The following is a 20,051-nucleotide window of genomic DNA, read 5'->3' on the forward strand; positions in this document are numbered from 1 at the left end:
TAGTTACTACACTACGGAAGGTAGACCCGCTACTAGCCGGGCGTCAAGTAAGTTTCCCCGGGAGCGCGACGAGTACGAGGATGGGCCTCACCATGGACGGCACCAAGCAGCAGCGCCGCGGCAACACCCGCCAGCGCATCCAGGACGTGGCGCTCGGACTCTTCGCGGAGCAGGGCTACGAGAAGACCTCCCTGCGGGAGATCGCCGAGCGTCTCGACGTCACGAAAGCGGCCCTGTACTACCACTTCAAGACCAAGGAAGAGATCATCGTCAGTCTCTTCGCGGATCTGACGAAGCCGATCGAGGACCTGATCGAGTGGGGCGGACGGCAGCCGCACACCCTGGAGACCAAGCAGGAGATCGTCCGCCGCTACAGCGAGGCGCTGGCCGGCGCGGAACCGCTGTTCCGCTTCATGCAGGAGAACCAGGCGACGGTCCGGGAACTGCGCATCGGCGACACGTTCAAGGACCGGATGCGCGGCCTGCGGGACATCCTCATCGACCCGGAGGCGGAGCTGGTCGACCAGGTCCGCTCGGTCAGCGCGATGTTCACGCTGCACGCCGGGATGTTCGTGATGCAGGACCTCGAAGGCGACTCCGAGAAGAAGCGCGAGGCCGTTCTCGAAGTCGCCCTGGACCTCGTCGCGCAGGCGCACGAGCACGCCCGCGAGAAGGACTAGGTCAGACCTTCACACCCTTGGCGCGCAGGAACGCGACCGGGTCGATGCCGGAGCCGTAGTTCGGGGTCGTACGGATCTCGAAGTGCAGGTGCGGACCGGTGGAGTTGCCGGTGGAGCCGGACAGCGCGATGTGCTGGCCGGTCCGGACGACCTGGCCGATCCGGACGTCGACCCGCGACAGGTGCGCGTACTGCGAGTAGGTGCCGTTGCCGTGCTTGATGACGACGGCGTTGCCGTACGCCGGGCCGTCACCGGCGCCGTTGGGGCCGGCCTTGACGACGGTGCCGCCGTGCGCGGCGACGACCTCGGTGCCGGTCGGCACGGCGAAGTCCTGGCCGCTGTGCTTGTGCGCCCAGTGGTTGCCGGCCTGCGCGAAGCCCGCCGAGAGCGCGTACTTCTTCACCGGGTCGACCCAGGAGCCGGCGGACGCGGTGGCGGCGCTCGCGACCCCGGTACCCAGCACGGCCGTGGCGCCGAGTCCGGCAGCCAGGACGGTCACACGGGCACGGAGCGAGGACGTACGGGAAGAGCGGGACGTGAAGCGCTGGAACATCTGGACCTCGTGAACTCGGGGACACTTCTGCCACCCGGCGTACGGACGTCCATGGAGACGTTTCACCGAAGCGGCCATCCCTTGGTAACCGAGCACCCCATCAAGCCCAAAACGCCTCAAGTACGGCACCGGGTAGTAGACGCCACTAAAACCACCCGCTTTCTTGACAGCCGCTCCGCTCGGCCCGCACGGCTCTGACGACGCACTTCTCTCTGGCAAGCCAGTGGGGCAAAAGTCCCTTTTTCGCCCCTTTTGTCTATCCGACGCATCCCACTATCCCGGCTAGTACCGGACATTTCGCCTGTGCCGCATATCACCGGCTCCCCTTGTCGGCGAATGCAGAAATGTGACGCAGGCCTCTATGCGCCTACCCTCCAGTAACCCTACGGTTCCCCTCGCGCCACCCTCGCCTCAGATCATGCCCCTGACATTCAGAGACGCGAGAGGACCCCCGCCGATGACCAGACGCCCCTGGGCGCGCCGCATCTCCGTGACCGCCGTCTCCGTGACCGCACTGGCAGCCCTGGCCGCTCCGGCAGCGACGGCCGCCCCGGCCGAGGCCGCGACCACGAACTACTCCTCCGCCAGGGTCGACTACGCCACCTGGCAGAAGGACTGCCAGGCGGTCATGGACCAGGCCCTGCCGTACCTGAAGGACCGCATCGCCGCCGCCAGGCCCGGCGAGAAGCAGGCGATCGTCTTCGACATCGACAACACCACGCTGGAGACCGACTTCGGCTTCAGCTACCCCCAGCCGGCCAACCGGCCCGTCCTGGACGTCGCCCGCTACGCCCAGGAGCACGGCGTCTCCCTCTTCTTCGTCACCGCCCGCCCCGGCGTCCTGTACTGGCCCACCGAGTACAACCTCGAACACGACGGCTACGACGTCTCCGGCCTCCACGTCCGCGGCCTGGTCGACCTCTTCAAGGACGTCGCCGCCTACAAGACCGCCCAGCGCGCCGACATCGAGAACGACGGCTACACGATCATCGCGAACATCGGCAACAGCGCCACGGACCTGTCCGGCGGCCACGCCGAGAAGACCTTCAAACTGCCGGACTACGACGGACAGTTGTCGTAACGCCGGCGGTACGCGGTGGCCGATACGGCTGTCCGCGCCGAGAACGCCGAAGGGGCCGGTGCCCGAAGGCACCGGCCCCTCATGTCCGGCTGAACCGCAGGAGACTGACGCTTACTCCTTGCTCAGGTTGGGCCCAGCCCCACCCGCGGCCTGCTCGATCGGCGGGACGTCCGGCAGTGCCGACTTCTCCTCACCCCGGAAGGTGAAGGTGGCGGCGTCGCCCTCGCCCTCGGTGTCCACGACCACGATGTGACCGGGGCGCAGCTCGCCGAAGAGGATCTTCTCCGAGAGCGTGTCCTCGATCTCGCGCTGGATCGTGCGGCGCAGCGGCCGGGCGCCCAGCACGGGGTCGTAACCCTTCTTGGACAGCAGTTCCTTCGCGGACTGGGACAGCTCGATGCCCATGTCCCGGTCCTTCAGGCGCTCGTCCACCTTGCTGATCATCAGGTCGACGATCCGCAGGATGTCCTCCTGCGTCAGCTGCGGGAAGACGACCACGTCGTCGACGCGGTTGAGGAACTCGGGCCGGAAGTGCTGCTTCAGCTCGTCCGACACCTTGTTCTTCATGCGCTCGTAGTTGGTCTTCGTGTCACCCGCGGCGGCGAAGCCGAGGTTGAAGCCCTTGGAGATGTCCCGGGTGCCGAGGTTGGTCGTCATGATGATGACCGTGTTCTTGAAGTCCACGACCCGGCCCTGGGAGTCGGTCAGACGACCGTCCTCCAGGATCTGCAGCAGCGAGTTGAAGATGTCCGGGTGGGCCTTCTCGACCTCGTCGAAGAGGACGACCGAGAACGGCTTGCGGCGCACCTTCTCCGTCAGCTGGCCGCCCTCCTCGTAGCCCACGTATCCGGGGGGCGAACCGAAGAGACGCGACACCGTGTGCTTCTCGCTGAACTCCGACATGTCGAGGGAGATCAGCGCGTCCTCGTCGCCGAAGAGGAACTCGGCGAGCGCCTTGGACAGCTCCGTCTTACCGACACCGGACGGGCCGGCGAAGATGAACGAACCACCCGGACGCTTCGGGTCCTTCAGGCCCGCACGCGTACGACGGATCGCCTTCGACAGCGCCTTGACGGCGTCGTTCTGGCCGATGACCCGCTTGTGGAGCTCCTCCTCCATGCGCAGCAGGCGGGAGGACTCCTCCTCGGTCAGCTTGAAGACCGGGATGCCGGTGGCCGTGGCGAGGACCTCGGCGATCAGCTCGCCGTCGACCTCGGCGACGACGTCCATGTCGCCGGCCTTCCACTCCTTCTCCCGCTTCGCCTTGGCGGCCAGGAGCTGCTTCTCCTTGTCGCGCAGGGAGGCGGCCTTCTCGAAGTCCTGCGAGTCGATCGCGGACTCCTTGTCCCGGCGGACGGCGGCGATCTTCTCGTCGAACTCGCGCAGGTCCGGCGGAGCGGTCATCCGGCGGATGCGCATCCGGGAACCGGCCTCGTCGATCAGGTCGATCGCCTTGTCCGGCAGGAAGCGGTCCGAGATGTACCGGTCGGCCAGGGTCGCGGCCTGGACCAGGGCCTCGTCCGTGATGGAGACGCGGTGGTGCGCCTCGTACCGGTCGCGCAGACCCTTGAGGATCTCGATCGTGTGCGGCAGGGACGGCTCGGCGACCTGGATGGGCTGGAAGCGGCGCTCCAGGGCCGCGTCCTTCTCCAGGTGCTTGCGGTACTCGTCCAGGGTGGTCGCACCGATGGTCTGCAGCTCACCGCGGGCCAGCATCGGCTTCAGGATCGAGGCCGCGTCGATGGCGCCCTCGGCGGCACCCGCACCGACCAGCGTGTGCAGCTCGTCGATGAACAGGATGATGTCGCCGCGGGTGCGGATCTCCTTGAGCACCTTCTTGAGGCGCTCCTCGAAGTCACCGCGGTAGCGGGAGCCGGCGACCAGGGCGCCGAGGTCCAGCGTGTAGAGGTGCTTGTCCTTGAGGGTCTCGGGCACCTCGCCCTTGACGATGGCCTGGGCGAGGCCCTCGACGACGGCGGTCTTGCCGACGCCGGGCTCACCGATCAGCACCGGGTTGTTCTTCGTACGGCGGGACAGCACCTGCATGACCCGCTCGATCTCCTTCTCGCGCCCGATGACCGGGTCGAGCTTGGACTCACGAGCGGCCTGGGTGAGGTTCCGGCCGAACTGGTCCAGGACGAGAGAGGTCGAGGGCGTGCCCTCGGCCGGGCCGCCCGCGGCGGCGGTCTCCTTGCCCTGGTAACCGGAGAGCAGCTGGATGACCTGCTGCCGCACCCGGTTGAGGTCTGCGCCCAGCTTGACCAGGACCTGGGCGGCGACGCCCTCGCCCTCGCGGATCAGGCCGAGCAGGATGTGCTCCGTGCCGATGTAGTTGTGGCCCAGCTGAAGGGCCTCGCGGAGCGACAGCTCCAGGACCTTCTTGGCACGGGGGGTGAAGGGGATGTGCCCGGACGGGGCCTGCTGGCCCTGACCGATGATCTCCTCCACCTGCTGGCGGACCGCCTCAAGCGAAATGCCGAGGCTCTCCAGGGCCTTAGCGGCGACACCTTCGCCCTCGTGGATGAGACCCAGGAGGATGTGCTCGGTGCCGATGTAGTTGTGGTTGAGCATCCGGGCTTCTTCCTGAGCCAGGACGACAACCCGCCGCGCGCGGTCGGTGAACCTCTCGAACATCGTTAATCGCTCCTCAGAGCGGTCAGGCAGTGGGGGGAACTTCCCCTCCCTGTCCTTCCGCAGCTTAGTCCCGCAAGCGGGGACCGCTCATTCCAACTGCCGACACCGTCGATGGCCTCCTGACCCGTGACGCCGACATCTGCTCCAACCCGATGGTGCGAGACGATGTTCCCGCAGGCCAGGCAGTTACCCCAGTCGCCAGTACGCCGATGGCGAACGTGAGACGTCCTTTCCTGCGTGTCGCCCCCTCCCACTAGGCATGTCTTACCCGCGGGGACTGACACTCCATGCGGCGCGCACCGGTTCCCTCCGCTATGGGCGAACAACCTTGCGCCTCCACGGACCCCCACGCGCCCCCTCTTCCGGCACTCCGCGCAGCCGACAGGCCACTCAGCGTAACCTGAAGGGGGGTCCGGCGGTTGCTCCTGGCATGGTTGGCTCGGTCCCCATGACCTCCACGGTCCCCCTTCCCCGCCGGCCCGTCGATCCGGGCACCCCGGCCGCCGGCCTCTCCGCCGGCCCCGAGGCCCGGGCCCGGCACTGGTACGAGAACGAGCTGGGCTGGCCGACCGTGCCCGGACGGCCGCTACGGCTGCGCACGGGGGTGCGGTTCGACGTGCTGGACGTACCGGCCGAGGCGGGCGCGAAGGCGCTCCGGCATCTCGCGCCGGGCTCCCCGGTGGCCCTGCGGGGCGACCGGATGCAGCTGCTGGTGGCCGCGGGCGGCGCGGAGGAGCTGCCCGGTCTGCTGGCCTGGCTGGAGTGGGGCACGGTGGCCCTGGACCTGCGCGTCCTCGGGACGGGCGACACGATGGAGGCCCCGCCGCCGCCCGCGGGGATCCCCGCCGTACGGCCTGAATCCGTACCGGCCGGAATTCCGCGCGAGCCATCCCCGCAGGGGGCCGCCGTGTGGTTGCGGCCCCCCGGTCCGGGAAGCGAGGCCGGGGCCTCGCTGCCCGCCATGCCGGCCATGCCGGCGTCGCCCCCCGTGGGACGCGAGGGGAGCGCCCCCGATCTCGTGCGACTGGTGGACACGGTGGCAGCGCAGTGTCACCGGGTCCGGCTGCGGCGCGCGTGCGCCGGGCATCCCGCCGGGCGGCGGGATCAGCCGTTGGCCTTCTCGTAAGCCTCGCGGATGGACGCGGGAACCCGGCCGCGGTCGTTGACCTCGTAACCGTTCTCCTTCGCCCAGGCGCGGATCGCCGCGGTGTCCTGGTTGCCGCCGGAAGCGGCACGCGCCTTCCCACGCCCACCGGAGGCACGGCCGCCGGTACGACGCCCGCCCTTCACATAGGGGTCAAGAAGCGTGCGCAGCTTGTCCGCATTGGCAGTCGTGAGATCGATCTCGTACGTCTTGCCGTCCAGCGCGAACGTCACGGTCTCGTCCGCCTCGCCGCCGTCGAGGTCGTCGACAAGAAGGACCTGAACCTTCTGTGCCACCGCATTTCCTTTCATCGATAACGTTGAGGGCCAGGGGTGTGCGGCGTCCGCCGTTTCGCCGCCCCTGTTATATGCAGTACTGCAGTACGTCGGAAAGCAAACCGCTTTTGCCGGAAAAACACAAACCCTCGGGAGTGACTCTGTGGACCACCCCCGTCCGGAAACATGCGCGTTTCGGACATAGGCCACCGGGGCAATGACGATCACAGATGCAGAAGCATCCGGCTGTTGCCCAAGGTGTTCGGCTTCACTCGTTCGAGACCGAGGAACTCCGCGACGCCCTCGTCATAGGAACGCAAGAGCTCGGCGTACACATCGGTGTCGACCGGCGTCTCCCCGATCTCCACGAAGCCGTGCTTCCCGAAGAAGTCGACTTCGAAGGTCAGGCAGAAAACCCGCCGAACGCCGAGCCAGCGCGCGGTCTGGAGCAACTTCTCCAGCAACTGGTGACCGACGCCGGCGCCCTTGAGGCCGGGCTTCACCGCCAGTGTGCGGACTTCCGCGAGGTCCTCCCACATGACGTGCAGCGCTCCGCAGCCGACCACCTCGGCGTTGTCGTCGCGTTCCGCGACCCAGAACTCCTGGATGTCCTCGTAAAGCGTGACCGTGGCTTTGTCGAGCAGGATGCGGTCGCGGACGTAGGCGTCGAGGAGGCGGCGCACGGCGGGGACATCGCTGGTCCGGGCCCGGCGGACGGTGATGGCTTTTGCGGAGACTTCGGGACGCTCTGCTGACATGAGCGGACGCTATCGCCCGTCGGTGTCCTGCGGCGCGCCGGGGTTCTCCTCTTGCCGGGCTTCGGCGGGTTCCTGTTGACGGGCTTCGGGGGCTTCCCGGGTTTCTTCCGGCCCCTGGACGATGCGTACGGCGTCCCTGAGGGCCTGGCGCTGTTCCTCGCTCATCATGCCGAAGAAGGCGACGAGAGCGGCGGCCGGGTTGTCGCTCTGCGACCAGGCGTCGTTCATGAGGGCGGCGGCGTACGCGGCTCGTGTCGACACGGCCTCATATCGATAGGCCCGCCCTTCGGCCTCGCGACGCACCCAGCCCTTCTGATGGAGATTGTCCAAAACGGTCATCACGGTGGTGTACGCGATGGTGCGTTCCTGCTGGAGATCTTGCAGGACTTCTCGAACGGTCACCGGGCGGTTCCACTTCCACACCCGCGTCATGACCGCGTCTTCGAGTTCTCCCAAGGGGCGAGGCACAACTCAGAACAATAGTGGGAGATCCCGGCAATGGCGTGCCGGACGTGCACTAGGACTACAAACGCGAACAAAAAGGGCGTACGACTCGTGTGGCGCCGGGGCGCGGGGAGTCGTACGCCAAGGGACGGCCAGAGTCGGCCGGGCCGGCCGACGGGCTCGCTGGATGGCCTGAAGGCCGTGCCGGAGGGCTGTGACCTGCGGTGATCGAGACGCTCTGGCGCGGTCCGCTCAGGCGTCGCCGCCGGCGGAGGCCTTGCGGGCGTCCGCGCGGGCGAGGGCGGCGTCGACGGCCGCGTCCTCCTTGGCCTTGGCGGCTCCGCCCTGGGTCTTCACGATCACCCTGACCACACCGACGAAGAACACGGCCATGACGACCGGGGGCACGAGCGCGGAGACGTAGTCCATGGCTCCAGAGTAGCCACGCCGGAACGCCCGAAAGGGGCGGGGCGCCCCTAACCCGCGGCCAGGCGGCGCGGCGCGCACTGCGCCGGGGGTGTCGGCTTGCGGCGCGGGAAGACCTCTCCGGGCGTGGGGATGGGCCGCTTCGGAGCGACCGGTTCCGGAGCCGGCCGCTCCGAGGGACCGGGCGCCGGCTTCTGCCCGGGCTCCCGAGCGGGCTCCTGCGGGGGCCCGGAGGGCCCGTCGGCCTCCTCTTCGCCCTGCCGCGCCCCGGACTCCCCCACGCCGCCCGCAAGGGCCAGCAGACGCGTCCTCGCGGGCGGCACCGCAGGCGGCGGCACCTTCCGCCCGCCCTGCGCGAACCGCGCCCGTACGTCCTGCTCGGCCAGCGCCTGACAGCGGTCCAGCAACGCCGCCGCCGCGGGGTTCCCGCGCAGCGCCCGGAGCGCGGCGAGGTCGTCCGCCGTCGGCCGGTGCCCGGCACCGAGCGCCTCCTCGAGGAGGGTGAGGTAGCCGGCGGCGGTACCCGGCAGGGCGGCCCGGTAACGGCCCAGGTCGGCCACCAGGAAGGCGCGCAGTCTGGCCCCCTCGCACATCGCCTCGTCGAGCGACTCGGCGAGCCGGAAACAGTCCTGCACGTCCTCGGCGGAGGCGTGGCCGGGGTGAAGGGCGAGGGCGAGGGCGCGGCGGAGCACACGCAGCTCCTCCACGCCGAACGCCATGCCGCCGCGGGATCCGTATGGCGTGGGCATGCGGCGACGCTACCCACTAATCCGACAAAAGTGACGAATTCGAATCCCATTCCCCCGCGTGTCGCTCCGGCTTTCGCTCATCCGGTGTCACCGGCGGAACGGCTGACGCCGACGGACGAGGGCGGCTCGCGCCACTGGACGGGATCGCCGACGCCACCGGCGGAACGGCTGACGCCGACGGACGAGGGCGGCCGGCGGCACTGGCGGGGCCCACGACGTCCCCGGCGAAGGCGGCCGGCGGCACTGGCGGAGCCCACGACGTCCCCGGCGGGGCAGCTGACGGCGAGGCGAGCGGCGTTCCCGGCGGGCCGCCGACTTCGCCGGCCAGGCCGGGGAGCGTCGCGGGGCAAGGCCCCTGGAGTCCCCGGCGGGGGTTCGACGGTGCCGCCCGACGAAGCCGGTGACGAGCCCGGCGGTGCCACCAGGCGAGGTCAGCGGCGTTCCCGATCGTGTCCCAGGCGGGCCACTGGAGTCACCGAGCGTCGGCGGCCTCCCCGGCGAGACCGGTTGCGGGGCCCGGAGGTGCCACCAGGCGAAGCCGGTGACGAGCCCGGAGGTGCCACCAGGCGAAGCCGACAGCGAGCCTGGCGGAGCCGCCGGACGAGCCAGCGGCGTTCCCGATCGTGTCCCCGGCCGGCCACTGGAGTCGCCGAGGGCCGGCGGCCTCCCCGGCGAGGGGCCGACGTCACTGGCGAGGCCGGGACGTTCCGGCGGGGACGGTGTGTCCCTGGCCGGCCGGTGTGCTCACGGTGGCGCCGCGGTGTGCGCCCGGGTGGGGGCAGGGGCGTTCTCGGTCGGGTCGGGGGTGTTCGCGGGGCGGGCCGGCGCATGGTGGGGCGCCGGGCCTTCTCATAGGCGGGAGACGTTTCGTTCGTAGACCAGGCGGAGGCCTATCAGGGTCAGCCACGGCTGGTGTTCGTCGATCACCGAGGACTCACCCAGCACCATCGGCGCCAGACCGCCCGTGGCGATCACCGTCACGTCGTCCGGGTCGTCGGCCAGCTCCCGGGCCATCCGGCTGACGACCCCGTCGACCTGCCCGGCGAACCCGTAGACGATGCCCGCCTGCATCGCCTCGACCGTGTTCTTGCCGATCACACTGCGCGGCCGGGCCACCTCGATCTTCCGCAGCTGCGCCCCCTTGACCCCGAGCGCCTCCACGGAGATCTCGATGCCGGGCGCGATGACCCCGCCGACGTACTCCCCGCGCGCGGAGACCGCGTCGAAGGTGGTCGCCGTACCGAAGTCCACGACGATCGCCGGGCCGCCGTACAGCTCGACCGCCGCGACCGCGTTGATGATCCGGTCGGCGCCGACCTCCTTGGGGTTGTCGGTGAGGATCGGCACGCCCGTCTTCACGCCCGGCTCGACCAGGACGGCGGGTACGTCGCCGTAGTACCGCCGGGTGACCTCGCGCAGTTCGTGCAGCACCGACGGGACGGTCGCGCAGATGGCGATGCCGTCGATGCCGTCGCCCAGCTCCTCGCCGAGCAGCGGGTGCATGCCCATCAGGCCCTGGAGCAGTACCGCCAGCTCGTCCGCCGTGCGGCGCGCGTCCGTGGAGATGCGCCAGTGCTCGACGATGTCCTCGCCGTCGAACAGACCGAGGACGGTGTGCGTGTTGCCGACGTCGATCGTGAGGAGCATGGCCGTTACTCCGCCTCGCGCAGGTCCAGGCCGATGTCCAGGATCGGCGAGGAGTGGGTCAGCGCGCCGACGGCCAGGAAGTCCACGCCCGTCTCGGCGTACGCGCGCGCGTTGGCCAGCGTCAGCCGTCCGGAGGCCTCCAGCAGCGCCCGCCCGCCGACGATGCCGACGGCCTCCTCGCACTCGCCGGGCGTGAAGTTGTCCAGCAGGATCAGGTCGGCGCCCGCGTCCACGACCTCACGCAGCTGGTGCAGGGTGTCGACCTCGACCTCGATCGGCACGTCCGGGAAGCCCTCCCGTACCGCCTTGAAGGCCTGCGCGACGCCACCGGCGGCGACCACGTGGTTGTCCTTCACCAGGGCCGCGTCGGACAGCGACATGCGGTGGTTGACGCCCCCGCCGCAGCGGACGGCGAACTTCTCCAGCGACCGCAGGCCCGGCGTCGTCTTGCGGGTGTCCCGCACGCGCGCCTTGGTGCCCTCCAGCGCGTCCGCCCACGCGCGCGTGGCGGTCGCGATGCCGGACAGCCGGCACAGGATGTTCAGCGCGCTGCGCTCCGCGGTGAGCAGGTCACGCGTGCGCGTGGTGACCGACAGCAGCTTCTGCCCGGCCTCGATCCGGTCGCCGTCCTCCACGTGCCGCTCGACTTCGAACTCGTCCGTGCACACCACGGAGAGCACGGCCTCGGCGACCCGGAGGCCGGCCACGACGCCCGCCTCGCGCGCGGTGAAGTCGGCGGTGGCCACCGCGTCCTCGGGGATGGTCGACACGGTCGTCACGTCCACGCCGCCGTCCAGGTCCTCCTGGATGGCGACGTTGGCGATGTCCTCGACCTCGACCGGGTCCAGTCCGGCAGCGGCCAGCAGTTCGGCGAGCGCGGGGTCCAGCCCGCACTCCAGGTATTCCTCGTCGCCCTCGGCGCCGCAGGTGCAGCCGTCGCCGCAGCCGCCGGTCGAGGCGAGGGGAAGGTCGTCGGTGCTCACGTCTGTCACTGCTCCTGGGGCGCTGGTGTTACCGGACAGGGGGGAAGTCTGCGGTGTCGGTGGTGCGTACGGCCAGCGACCGGTCCGGATTGAGCCGTACGACGATGTGGCGCCGCCAGATCGCGTCGTCGCGCTCGGCGCGGTCCTCGCGCCAGTGGCAGCCGCGGGTCTCCTCGCGCAGCCGGGCGGCGGCGACCAGGACCCGGGCCACGCACAGGAGGTTGGTCGCCTCCCAGGTGTCCACGCCGGGCTCGGCGGTCTTGCCGTTCTCCTCCAGCGCGTCCCGGGCCTCGGTGTGCAGCTTCTGGAGCTGGTCCGCGGCCCTGGCGAGGGACTCCTCGGAACGCAGCACGCCCGCGCCCTCGGTCATGGTCCGCTGGATGGCGAAGCGGGTCTCGGGGGTGAGCAGCGGGTGGGCCGGCTTCCCGGGGTCCGGGACCGGTACGGGCACGCGCGCGTGGAGGCCGTCCGCCGCGCGGGCGGCGGCGATGTCGGCGGCGATCCGTTCGGCGTAGACGAGGCCTTCGAGGAGGGAGTTGGAGGCGAGCCGGTTGGCGCCGTGCACGCCGGTGCAGGCGACCTCGCCGCACGCGTACAGGCCCGGGACCGTGGTGCGTCCCCGCGCGTCGGTGCGGACGCCGCCGGACGCGTAGTGGGCGGCCGGGGCGATCGGGATGGGCTCGGTGACCGGGTCGATGCCGTTGGCGCGGCAGGCGGCCAGGATGGTCGGGAAGCGGTGCTCCCACATGTCGGCGCCGAAGTGCCGGGCGTCGAGGTACATGTGTTCGGCGCCCTGCTCCAGCATCCGCCGCAAGATGCCCTTGGCGACGATGTCCCGGGGCGCCAGCTCGGCCAGTTCGTGCTGGCCCGCCATGAAGCGCACCCCGTCCCCGTCGACCAGGTACGCGCCCTCGCCGCGCACCGCCTCGGAGACGAGCGGCTGCTGGCCCTCGGCGTCCGCGCCGAGGAACAGCACGGTCGGGTGGAACTGGACGAACTCCAGGTCGCTGACCTCGGCGCCCGCGCGCAGCGCCAGCGCCACACCGTCGCCGGTCGACACGGACGGGTTGGTGGTCGCCGAGAACACCTGGCCCATGCCGCCGGTCGCGAGGACGACGGCGGGGGCGTGGACGGCACCCACGCCGTCGTGCTGGCCCTCGCCCATCACGTGCAGGGTGACCCCGGCCGTACGGCCCTCGGCGTCGGTGAGCAGGTCCAGGACCAGCGCGTTCTCGATCGTGCGCAGCCCACGCGCGCGTACGGCCTCCACGAGCGCCCGGGAGACCTCCGCGCCGGTCGCGTCGCCGCCCGCGTGCGCGATCCGGCGCCGGTGGTGGCCGCCCTCACGGGTGAGGTGGATGTCGCCCTCGTCGTCGGTGTCGAAGTGGGCGCCGGTGGAGATCAGCCGCCGGACGGCGTCGGGGCCTTCGGTGACGAGGATCCGTACGGCCTCCTCGTCGCACAGGCCCGCGCCGGCCACCAGGGTGTCCTCCAGGTGCTGCTCGGGGGTGTCCCCCTCGCCGAGGGCCGCGGCGATGCCGCCCTGCGCCCAGCGCGTGGAGCCGTCGTCCAGGCGGGCCTTGGTGACGACGACCGTGGTGAGCCCGGCGGCCTCGCAGCGCAGTGCAGCGGTCAGGCCGGCCACTCCGGAGCCGACGACGACCACGTCCGCGCGGATGCTCCACCCGGGTGCGGGTGCGTGCAGTCGTATGCCTGTGCTGGTCACGAGGCGGCTCCGAAGGTGAGAGGCAGATTGTCGATCAGCCGGGTCGTGCCGACCCGGGCGGCGACGGCGAGGACGGCCTCGCCGGTGAAGTCGTCGCCGATCTCGGTGAAGTCGGCGGGGTCGACCAGCGCCAGGTAGTCCAGCCGGAGGGGCGGGTCGAAGCGGGCGGCCTCGTCCAGGACCTGCCGGGCGGCGGCGCGGACGGCCGCCGGGCCGCCGGGCACGGCGGTGGCCACCGCGTGCGCGTCGGCCGCCGCGCGGGACTCCCCTATGGCGCTCAGCGCCTCGGCACGCGCGTGCGTGGAGGGCACTTCCCGGGCCCGCGCGCGCAGCGCCTCCTGCGCCGCGTGCCGGTCCCGGCCGGCGAACAGCGCGCGGGAGAGCGCGAGGGCGGTTCGGCGCTCGTCCGGCGAGAGGTAACGGTTCCGGCTGGACAGGGCGAGCCCGTCCTCCTCGCGGACGGTCGGTACGGCGACGATCTCGACGCCGAAGTTGAGGTCCCGCACCATGCGCCGGATCAGGGCCAGCTGCTGGGCGTCCTTCTGCCCGAACAGGGCGACGTCGGGGCGGGTGAGGTGCAGCAGCTTGGCGACGACGGTGAGCATCCCGTCGAAGTGCCCGGGCCGCGAGGCGCCCTCCAGGCGCTCGCCCATGGGGCCCGCGGAGACGCGCACCTGGGGTTCGCCGCCCGGGTAGACCTCGTCCACGGACGGCGCGAACACGGCGTCCGCGCCCGCCTGCTCGGCGAGCTTGAGATCGGCGTCCAGGGTGCGCGGGTAGCGGTCCAGGTCCTCGCCCGCGCCGAACTGCAACGGGTTGACGAAGACCGTGACGACGACCTCGCCGTCGGCGCCGGCGACCTGGCGCGCGGTGCGGATGAGGGTGGCGTGGCCCTCGTGCAGGGCGCCCATGGTCATCACGACGGCGCGGCGGCCGTGGCGCACCCGCGCGTGCAGCTCTTCGGCGGTGCTCAGCAGGGCGGTGCTCATCGGTCGTTCCCCTCGGTGCCGGTCGTGCCGTCGGAGCCGTTCGTGCCGTCGGTTCCCTCGCCTCCCCGGCTCGCGTGACCTCCGTCGGCGAGTACCCCGAGGAGGTCCTCGGCGAGTTCCGGCTTCAGCAGGCCGTGGGCGAGCGCGCGGTCGGCGGTCGCGCGGGCCATCGCCAGATAGCCCGCCACGGTCTGCGGGGCGTGCTTGCGCAGCTCGGTGATGTGCGCGGCGACCGTTCCGGCGTCCCCGCGCGCGACCGGGCCGGTCAGGGCGGCGTCGCCGGAGCGCAGGGCGTTGTCCAGGGCGGCCCCGAGCAGCGGGCCGAGCATCCGGTCGGGCGCCGCCACACCGGCGGCGCGCAGCAGTTCCATGGACTGGGCGACCAGGGTCACGAGGTGGTTGGCGCCCAGCGCGAGGGCCGCGTGGTAGAGCGGGCGGTTCTGCTCGCTGATCCACTCGGGTTCGCCGCCCATCTCGATCACCAGGGCCTCGGCGGCCAGCCGCAGCTCCTCGGGCGCGGTGACGCCGAAGGAGCAGCCCGCGAGCCGCTGGACGTCCACCGGAGTGCCGGTGAAGGTCATCGCCGGGTGCAGGGCCAGCGGCAGCGCGCCCGCGTGCAGGGCCGGGTCGAGCACCTTCGCGCCGTACCGGCCGGAGGTGTGCACGAGCAGCTGTCCCGGCCGTACCGCGCCGGTCTCGGCGAGGCCGGCGACCAGGCCGGGCAGGGCGTCGTCGGGGACCGTGAGCAGCACCAGGTCGGCGCGCTGGAGCACCTCGGCGGGCGGCACCAGCGGGACGTCCGGGAGCATGGTCTCGGCGCGCCTGCGGGAGGCGTCGGAGACTCCGGAGACGGCCACCGGGCGGTGCCCGGCGAGCTGGAGGGACGCGGCCAGCGCGGGGCCCACGCGACCGGCGCCGACGACGCCGACGGTGAGCCGCGCGGGGCGGTCCTTGAGGTCTGGCTGGTGGACTGTACTCACGCGACGGCGGCCTTCCCGTTCCAGTCCGCTCTGGGTACCGGACGATTTCTCGTCATGTTAACGCTATCGGGTGGGGCGGCGGCCGGTTGTCCACAGGCTGTGGGTTTCACCACGTCTACGCCCGCCCCTGCGGCCACGTCTTCGCCCGCCTCCGCACTCACGTCTTCGTCCTCGTCCTCGGCGCAGGAGAACCCGGCTGCCGCGCGGGGCCGTGCCGGGCATGATCCACGGCATGACTGATGTGGCTGAGCAGGACGACAGGCGATCGGCGGAGGAACGGACGCGGGAGCGGCACAGGGCCGCCCAGCGGCAGGCGCGGCGCATCCTGGCGCGCGCGACCCCGCGGGGCTCGATCCGCGAACGGCTCGCGCTGCTCCAGGAGGCCGGCGCCGAGGTGTACGACCTGGACGAGCCCGGGGACGTCTACGGCGACCGGATCGTGGCCACCCTGGAGGAGCGGGTCGCCGCGCTGCTCGGCACCGAGGCCGCCGCGTTCTTCCCGACGGGCACCATGGCCCAGCAGGTGGCCCTGCGCTGCTGGGCGGCCCGCACCGGGAACCCGGCGGTGGCCCTCCACCCGCTGGCCCACCCGGAGGTCCATGAGCGGCAGGCGTTCAGCCAGGTCAGCGGGTTGCGTCCGGTCAGGGTGGGCGGCGGGCGCCGGCTGCCCACGGCGGCCGGGATACGCGACCTCGAAGAGCCCTTCGGCGCGCTGATGCTGGAGCTGCCCCTCAGGGACGCCGGATTCGTGCTGCCCACCTGGGAGGAGCTGACCGAGGCCGTCGAGGCGGCGCGGGAGCGTGACGCCGTGGTGCACTTCGACGGCGCGCGCCTGTGGGAGTGCACCGAGCACTTCGGGCGTCCCCTGGCTGAGATCGCCGGCCTCGCCGACAGCGTCTACGTGTCGTTCTACAAGTCCGTCGGCGGTCTGGGCGGCGCCGCGCTCGCCGGTCCGAGGACGCTGGTGGAGGAGGCGAAGACCTGGCGGCACCGGTACGGCGGCATGATCTTCCAGCAGTTCCCGACCGTCCTGTCCGCGCTCATCGGCCTGGACCGCGAAGTGCCCCGGCTGCCCGAGTACGTGCGGCACGCGCGCGTGGTGGCCGCCGCGCTGCGCGAGGGCTTCGCGGCGGCCGGGGTGCCCTGGGCCCGCGTCCACCCGGAGGAGCCGCACACCCACCAGTTCCAGGTGTGGCTGCCGTACGAGCCGGAGACGGCCGCCGAGGCGGCCCTCCGCCAGGCCGAGGAGACCTCGGTGATGCTCTTCGCGAACGCCTGGAACGCCGGAGGGCCGGACCTCGCGTTCACCGAGGTCGGCGTCCAGGCCGCGGGACTGGAGTGGACGGCGGACGACGTCCGCGCGGCCGTACGGGACTTCGTGGACCGCCTACCGGACAGGGCCTAGAGGGCGCGGGTGCGCAGCCGGCGGGTCAGGGCGCGCAGCAGGCGGGTCAGGGTGCGCCGGAGCCGCCCGTGCGCCGGGCGTCCGGCGATGACCGCGCGGAAGCGCCGGTCATCGCGCACCGCGCGGACGAGGTCGAGGTCGTGGCGGCCCGGCGCGGGCGGCCCGGGCTCGCCGTGCAGGCGGGCGCGGTAGCTGTCGAGGAGGTACTGCTGGGTGATGCTCATGGCGAACCGCCTTCTCGGGACGTGGCTGACCGGTGACTGATCGGGCTCCGCGGCTGCCCCGGTGTCCTCAACGCTGCCCCTGCTCAGCGCGGATGTCCCGTGGATTGACGGCTGCCGTCAATCCACGGGGGCACTGTCAGTGGCCCGGTGCACCATGGGGGCATGAGCGTGACCATCGACATCACCGGACTGCCCCTGGAGAGGGTCTCCGTCGTGCCCTCCCCGCTGGCGGAGCTGGGGATGGCGCTGCACGCGCTGAGCGAGCCCGGGCACCACCCGGAGCTGCGGGGCTGGGCGACCGCCGTCTCCTCCCGGCTGGAGCCCTGCCTGGCCGACCGGCTGTGCGAGGCGGACTTCCTGTGGCGCACGACGTTCTCGGACGTCTTCGCCCCGTTCGCCGGCCTGCCGGGCGGGCGCGCGCTCCCCGGCGCCACGCTCGCCGAAGAACTGGACCAGCTGGACGAACTGACGGACGAACAGTTCGTCAACGCGGCCCTGGAGTTCACCTGCCAGCTGCGCTACGACGTCCAGGAGCCCGGACCGCTCGACGACCCGGAGCTGCGCCGCCGCTCCCTGGAACTGGCCGCCGCGCGCGGCGCCGTGCAGGAGCGGTTCACGCGCCGCCTGCTGACCGATCCGCCGGCCGTGCGCGCCTGGTTCCGCCGGCTGATGCTCGACTGCGACGACGCCTTCTTCGCCGACGTCTGGGCCCGCGTCCAGCCCCAGCTGGCCGCCGACGCCCGGCACAAGACCGAGCTGCTGCGCCGCAAAGGACTCGGCGAGGCCCTCGCGTCCCTGTCCGGGGCCGTCTCGCTGGACGAGGAGGCCGGGCTCGTCACGGTCGACAAACTGCTGGTGGGCCGCACCGCCACCGGCGACGGCGGTCTGGTGCTGGTGCCGACCAGCCTCGGCTGGCCGCACGTGATGGTCCTGCACCGCTACGGCTGGCAGCCCTCGGTCATGTACCCCGCGAGCGGTCCCCGGCCGCAGGCGCCCTCCGTCGAGCAGCTCACGCGCCGGCTGGAGGCGCTGGCCCACCCGGTGCGGATGCGGCTGTGCCGGCACCTCGCGCGCGCCCCGCACACCACGAGCGAACTGGCCGACGCGCACGGCATGTCCGCGCCCGAGATATCCCGGCATCTGACGGTGCTCAAGAAGGCGGGCCTGATCACCGGCTGCCGCCGCGGCCGGTACGTCCACCACCAGCTGGACCTGTCCGCGGTGGCCCGGCTGGGCAGCGACTTCATCGAGGGCGTACTGCGCTGAGGAGGCGGGGCCCGGCCCGGCGTCCCGCGCTGGGGAAGCGGGCCCGGGCCGTGGCCGTCAGCCGTGGCCGCCGGCGCGCACCAGCCCCGTCTCGTACGCCAGCACGACGACCTGCACCCGGTCGCGCAGGCCGAGCTTGGTCAGGATGCGGCCCACATGGGTCTTCACGGTCGCCTCGCTCAGCACCAGCCGGGCCGCGATCTCGCCGTTGGACAGGCCCTGCGCGACCAGCACCATGACCTCGCGCTCCCGCTCGGTGAGGCGTTCCAGCTCCTTGTGCTGGGGCTCCTTGCCGGCCGAGGGCAGCATCGGCGCGAAGCGGTCCAGCAGGCGCCGGGTGGTGGACGGTGCCACGACCGCGTCACCGCTGTGCACGGCACGGATGGCGGCGAGGAGATCACCGGGCGGCACGTCCTTGAGCATGAAGCCGGAGGCGCCCGCCTTCAGCCCGGAGAAGGCGTACTCGTCCAGGTCGAACGTGGTCAGGATGAGGACCTTCGGCGCGTCCGGCTCCGCGCAGATCCGCCGGGTGGCCTCCACACCGTCCAGCTTCGGCATCCGGACGTCCATGAGGACGACGTCGACGGCGGTGGACCGCAGCACCTGGAGGGCCTCGACGCCGTCGCCCGCTTCCGCGACGACCTCCATGTCCGGCTGGGCGGCGAGCACCATCCGGAACCCGGTGCGCAGCAGCACCTGGTCGTCCACGAGCATCACGCGGATCGTCATCGGGCCTCTTCCGTTCGGGATCAGGGAGGGTCAGGGGTCGGTCAGTGCGCCGGTTTGAGCGGCAGCAGGGCGCTGATGCGGAATCCTCCGCCCGGGCGCGGGCCGGCGTCCAGGGTGCCGCCGACCATGCCGACGCGTTCGCGCATGCCGATCAGGCCGTGCCCCTGCCCGTCGGCGCCGCCCTCCTCGTACAGCTCGTGCGGGGCGCCCTTGCCGTCGTCCTCGACCAGCAGGCCGAGGCCGTCGTCGAAGTAGACCAGGCGCACGCTCGCGCCCGCGTCCGGCCCGCCGTGCTTGCGGGTGTTGGTCAGCGCCTCCTGCACGATCCGGTACGCGGTCAGCTCCACGCCGCTGGGCAGCGGCCGCGGGGTGCCCTCCACCTTGAAGTCGACCGGGAGGCCGGAGCTGCGGCACTGCTCGATGAGATCGTCGATCTGCTCGACGTCGGGCTGCGGGACGTACTCCCCGCTCTCCTGGTGCTCGCCGGTGCGCAGCACGCCCAGCAGGCGGCGCATCTCGGCCAGGGCCTGACGGCCGGTGGAGGAGATCGTCTCCAGGGCCTTCCTCGCCTGGTCGGGGGCGGCGTCCAGGACGTAGGCGGCGCCGTCGGCCTGTACCACCATCACCGACACGTTGTGCGCGACGACGTCGTGCAGCTCGCGCGCGATACGGGCGCGCTCGGCGGCGACCGCGACCTTCGCCTGCGCCTCGCGCTCCTTCTCCAGGCGGGCCGCGCGCTCCTCCAGCTGGGCGAAGTAGGCCCGCCGGGTGCGAATGGAGTCGCCGAGCACCCAGGCGAGGGCGAAGGGCACCGTCTGGAAGACCGCTATGGCGGCCTGCCCGAGGAAGCCGGTGTCCTCGACCGGCCAGCGGATCTGCGCGGCGGTCGCCGCGCAGAGGCTGACGGCGAGCGCCAGCCGGGAGGCCCAGCGCGCGCCGACCGTCGCGACCGTGTAGGTGATCACCAGCATGGCGAAGTCGGCGACGGTCGTCTCGACGTCCAGGATCAGCTGGGCCAGGCCGGTCACCAGGGCGAGCAGCAGCATCGGCTCCGGGAAACGGCGGCGCAGCGCCACGACGACGCACAGGACGGTGGACACGGCCATCCCGCCGGCGATCGTCCCGTGGTGACCTCGCACCCCGTCGAGATTGACCACGCTCAGCGCGGACAGCCCGAACAGGACGACGGCCCAGAAGGAGTCGACCCAGGTCGGGTGGCGGCGGAGGAAGTCATAGAGGCGCTGCACGTAACCCAGCGTAGGGAAACCAGATGCGTGCAGGGGTCAACCGAAGGACCGATCCGCGCCCGGCGCGCGTACTCCCCAAGGTGGATGCCGTGATCATCAGTGTGCCTAGTC

Annotated in this window: 20 protein-coding genes; 5 read left to right on the forward strand and 15 right to left on the reverse strand. The window is 71.7% G+C overall.

Features of this window, described 5'->3' with window-relative positions; genetic code table 11:
• The first annotated feature begins 80 nt into the window (after positions 1–80).
• Positions 81–680: a TetR/AcrR family transcriptional regulator gene (locus tag AB0L21_RS13300; RefSeq protein WP_365699236.1), complete on the forward strand. Its 600-nt coding sequence runs from the start codon at positions 81–83 to the stop codon at positions 678–680.
• Position 681: 1 nt separating this feature from the next.
• On the opposite strand, the gene AB0L21_RS13305 is transcribed toward AB0L21_RS13300, so the two are convergent.
• Positions 682–1,233 (reverse strand): M23 family metallopeptidase, encoded by a 552-nt coding sequence (locus AB0L21_RS13305; protein WP_365699234.1) that lies wholly within the window; start codon positions 1,231–1,233, stop codon positions 682–684.
• A 457-nt stretch (positions 1,234–1,690) separates the two neighbouring features.
• Between AB0L21_RS13305 and AB0L21_RS13310 the strand changes: the two genes are divergently transcribed.
• The gene (locus AB0L21_RS13310; RefSeq protein WP_365783970.1) at positions 1,691–2,314 is read left to right on the forward strand and encodes an HAD family acid phosphatase; all 624 of its coding nucleotides are present in this window, start codon (positions 1,691–1,693) and stop codon (positions 2,312–2,314) included.
• A 111-nt stretch (positions 2,315–2,425) separates the two neighbouring features.
• Here the strand turns inward: AB0L21_RS13310 and AB0L21_RS13315 are convergent, their stop codons facing one another.
• Positions 2,426–4,948: an ATP-dependent Clp protease ATP-binding subunit gene (locus AB0L21_RS13315; RefSeq protein WP_014674145.1), complete on the reverse strand. Its 2,523-nt coding sequence runs from the start codon at positions 4,946–4,948 to the stop codon at positions 2,426–2,428.
• A 448-nt stretch (positions 4,949–5,396) separates the two neighbouring features.
• Between AB0L21_RS13315 and AB0L21_RS13320 the strand changes: the two genes are divergently transcribed.
• Positions 5,397–6,074: an SCO3374 family protein gene (locus AB0L21_RS13320; protein WP_365783972.1), complete on the forward strand. Its 678-nt coding sequence runs from the start codon at positions 5,397–5,399 to the stop codon at positions 6,072–6,074.
• On the opposite strand, the gene AB0L21_RS13325 is transcribed toward AB0L21_RS13320, so the two are convergent.
• The 10 genes from AB0L21_RS13325 to AB0L21_RS13370 all read right to left on the reverse strand — a co-directional run bounded on the left by AB0L21_RS13325 (position 6,053) and on the right by AB0L21_RS13370 (position 15,069).
• The gene (locus tag AB0L21_RS13325) at positions 6,053–6,388 is read right to left on the reverse strand and encodes an Lsr2 family protein (protein ID WP_365699231.1); all 336 of its coding nucleotides are present in this window, start codon (positions 6,386–6,388) and stop codon (positions 6,053–6,055) included. The two genes, AB0L21_RS13320 and AB0L21_RS13325, sit on opposite strands and share 22 nt — an antisense overlap.
• A 203-nt stretch (positions 6,389–6,591) precedes the next feature.
• Positions 6,592–7,125, reverse strand: a complete 534-nt coding sequence (locus AB0L21_RS13330; protein WP_030651520.1) for an amino-acid N-acetyltransferase — start codon at positions 7,123–7,125, stop codon at positions 6,592–6,594.
• 9 nt (positions 7,126–7,134) lie between these two features.
• Positions 7,135–7,593 carry a BlaI/MecI/CopY family transcriptional regulator gene (locus tag AB0L21_RS13335; protein ID WP_365783975.1) on the reverse strand — a complete coding sequence of 153 codons (459 nt, stop codon included), beginning with the start codon at positions 7,591–7,593 and terminating at the stop codon, positions 7,135–7,137.
• 228 nt (positions 7,594–7,821) lie between these two features.
• Positions 7,822–7,998, reverse strand: a complete 177-nt coding sequence (locus AB0L21_RS13340; RefSeq protein WP_365699229.1) for a hypothetical protein — start codon at positions 7,996–7,998, stop codon at positions 7,822–7,824.
• A 47-nt stretch (positions 7,999–8,045) separates the two neighbouring features.
• Positions 8,046–8,714 (reverse strand): hypothetical protein, encoded by a 669-nt coding sequence (locus tag AB0L21_RS13345; RefSeq protein WP_365784129.1) that lies wholly within the window; start codon positions 8,712–8,714, stop codon positions 8,046–8,048.
• An 879-nt stretch (positions 8,715–9,593) separates the two neighbouring features.
• On the reverse strand, positions 9,594–10,391 hold the full coding sequence (locus AB0L21_RS13350) for a type III pantothenate kinase (protein WP_030651508.1): 798 nt from the start codon (positions 10,389–10,391) through the stop codon (positions 9,594–9,596).
• A 5-nt stretch (positions 10,392–10,396) separates the two neighbouring features.
• Complete coding sequence (gene nadC / locus AB0L21_RS13355) at positions 10,397–11,374, reverse strand: carboxylating nicotinate-nucleotide diphosphorylase (protein ID WP_365699228.1); 978 nt, start codon at positions 11,372–11,374, stop codon at positions 10,397–10,399.
• 28 nt (positions 11,375–11,402) lie between these two features.
• Complete coding sequence (locus tag AB0L21_RS13360; protein WP_365699227.1) at positions 11,403–13,100, reverse strand: L-aspartate oxidase; 1,698 nt, start codon at positions 13,098–13,100, stop codon at positions 11,403–11,405.
• Positions 13,097–14,089, reverse strand: a complete 993-nt coding sequence (gene panC, locus AB0L21_RS13365) for a pantoate--beta-alanine ligase (RefSeq protein ID WP_365699226.1) — start codon at positions 14,087–14,089, stop codon at positions 13,097–13,099. Before panC ends, AB0L21_RS13360 begins: the two co-directional genes overlap by 4 nt.
• Positions 14,086–15,069, reverse strand: coding sequence for a DUF2520 domain-containing protein (locus AB0L21_RS13370; protein ID WP_365783977.1), 984 nt, complete (start codon positions 15,067–15,069; stop codon positions 14,086–14,088). The genes panC and AB0L21_RS13370 overlap by 4 nt, the downstream gene beginning before the upstream one ends.
• Before the next feature lie 232 nt (positions 15,070–15,301).
• Here AB0L21_RS13370 and AB0L21_RS13375 point away from each other — a divergent pair, with 232 nt between their 5' ends.
• Complete coding sequence (locus AB0L21_RS13375; RefSeq protein WP_365783979.1) at positions 15,302–16,474, forward strand: beta-eliminating lyase-related protein; 1,173 nt, start codon at positions 15,302–15,304, stop codon at positions 16,472–16,474.
• Here AB0L21_RS13375 and AB0L21_RS13380 read toward each other — a convergent pair.
• A complete protein-coding gene (locus AB0L21_RS13380) occupies positions 16,471–16,698 on the reverse strand; it encodes a hypothetical protein (RefSeq protein WP_365783981.1) in 228 nt (75 codons plus the stop codon). The genes AB0L21_RS13375 and AB0L21_RS13380 overlap by 4 nt on opposite strands.
• Before the next feature lie 162 nt (positions 16,699–16,860).
• Here AB0L21_RS13380 and AB0L21_RS13385 point away from each other — a divergent pair, with 162 nt between their 5' ends.
• Complete coding sequence (locus AB0L21_RS13385) at positions 16,861–17,964, forward strand: DUF5937 family protein (RefSeq protein WP_365699221.1); 1,104 nt, start codon at positions 16,861–16,863, stop codon at positions 17,962–17,964.
• A 57-nt stretch (positions 17,965–18,021) separates the two neighbouring features.
• Here the strand turns inward: AB0L21_RS13385 and AB0L21_RS13390 are convergent, their stop codons facing one another.
• The gene (locus AB0L21_RS13390; RefSeq protein WP_030981845.1) at positions 18,022–18,693 is read right to left on the reverse strand and encodes a response regulator transcription factor; all 672 of its coding nucleotides are present in this window, start codon (positions 18,691–18,693) and stop codon (positions 18,022–18,024) included.
• Between the two features lie 41 nt (positions 18,694–18,734).
• Positions 18,735–19,940, reverse strand: a complete 1,206-nt coding sequence (locus AB0L21_RS13395; RefSeq protein WP_365783983.1) for a sensor histidine kinase — start codon at positions 19,938–19,940, stop codon at positions 18,735–18,737.
• Positions 19,941–20,051 lie beyond the last annotated feature (111 nt).

Source organism: Streptomyces sp. NPDC052721 (assembly GCF_040678315.1).
GTDB lineage: Bacteria > Actinomycetota > Actinomycetes > Streptomycetales > Streptomycetaceae > Streptomyces.

What these genes read in the sequence shown, in the direction of transcription:
- AB0L21_RS13300 (WP_365699236.1), top strand. Translation starts at nt 81, where the DNA reads ATGGGCCTCACCATGGACGGCACCAAGCAGCAGCGCCGCGGCAACACC.
- AB0L21_RS13305 (WP_365699234.1), bottom strand. Translation starts at nt 1,233, where the DNA reads ATGTTCCAGCGCTTCACGTCCCGCTCTTCCCGTACGTCCTCGCTCCGT.
- AB0L21_RS13310 (WP_365783970.1), top strand. Translation starts at nt 1,691, where the DNA reads ATGACCAGACGCCCCTGGGCGCGCCGCATCTCCGTGACCGCCGTCTCC.
- AB0L21_RS13315 (WP_014674145.1), bottom strand. Translation starts at nt 4,948, where the DNA reads ATGTTCGAGAGGTTCACCGACCGCGCGCGGCGGGTTGTCGTCCTGGCT.
- AB0L21_RS13320 (WP_365783972.1), top strand. Translation starts at nt 5,397, where the DNA reads ATGACCTCCACGGTCCCCCTTCCCCGCCGGCCCGTCGATCCGGGCACC.
- AB0L21_RS13330 (WP_030651520.1), bottom strand. Translation starts at nt 7,125, where the DNA reads ATGTCAGCAGAGCGTCCCGAAGTCTCCGCAAAAGCCATCACCGTCCGC.
- AB0L21_RS13340 (WP_365699229.1), bottom strand. Translation starts at nt 7,998, where the DNA reads ATGGACTACGTCTCCGCGCTCGTGCCCCCGGTCGTCATGGCCGTGTTC.
- AB0L21_RS13345 (WP_365784129.1), bottom strand. Translation starts at nt 8,714, where the DNA reads ATGGCGTTCGGCGTGGAGGAGCTGCGTGTGCTCCGCCGCGCCCTCGCC.
- AB0L21_RS13350 (WP_030651508.1), bottom strand. Translation starts at nt 10,391, where the DNA reads ATGCTCCTCACGATCGACGTCGGCAACACGCACACCGTCCTCGGTCTG.
- panC (WP_365699226.1), bottom strand. Translation starts at nt 14,089, where the DNA reads ATGAGCACCGCCCTGCTGAGCACCGCCGAAGAGCTGCACGCGCGGGTG.
- AB0L21_RS13375 (WP_365783979.1), top strand. Translation starts at nt 15,302, where the DNA reads ATGACTGATGTGGCTGAGCAGGACGACAGGCGATCGGCGGAGGAACGG.
- AB0L21_RS13380 (WP_365783981.1), bottom strand. Translation starts at nt 16,698, where the DNA reads ATGAGCATCACCCAGCAGTACCTCCTCGACAGCTACCGCGCCCGCCTG.
- AB0L21_RS13385 (WP_365699221.1), top strand. Translation starts at nt 16,861, where the DNA reads ATGAGCGTGACCATCGACATCACCGGACTGCCCCTGGAGAGGGTCTCC.
- AB0L21_RS13390 (WP_030981845.1), bottom strand. Translation starts at nt 18,693, where the DNA reads ATGACGATCCGCGTGATGCTCGTGGACGACCAGGTGCTGCTGCGCACC.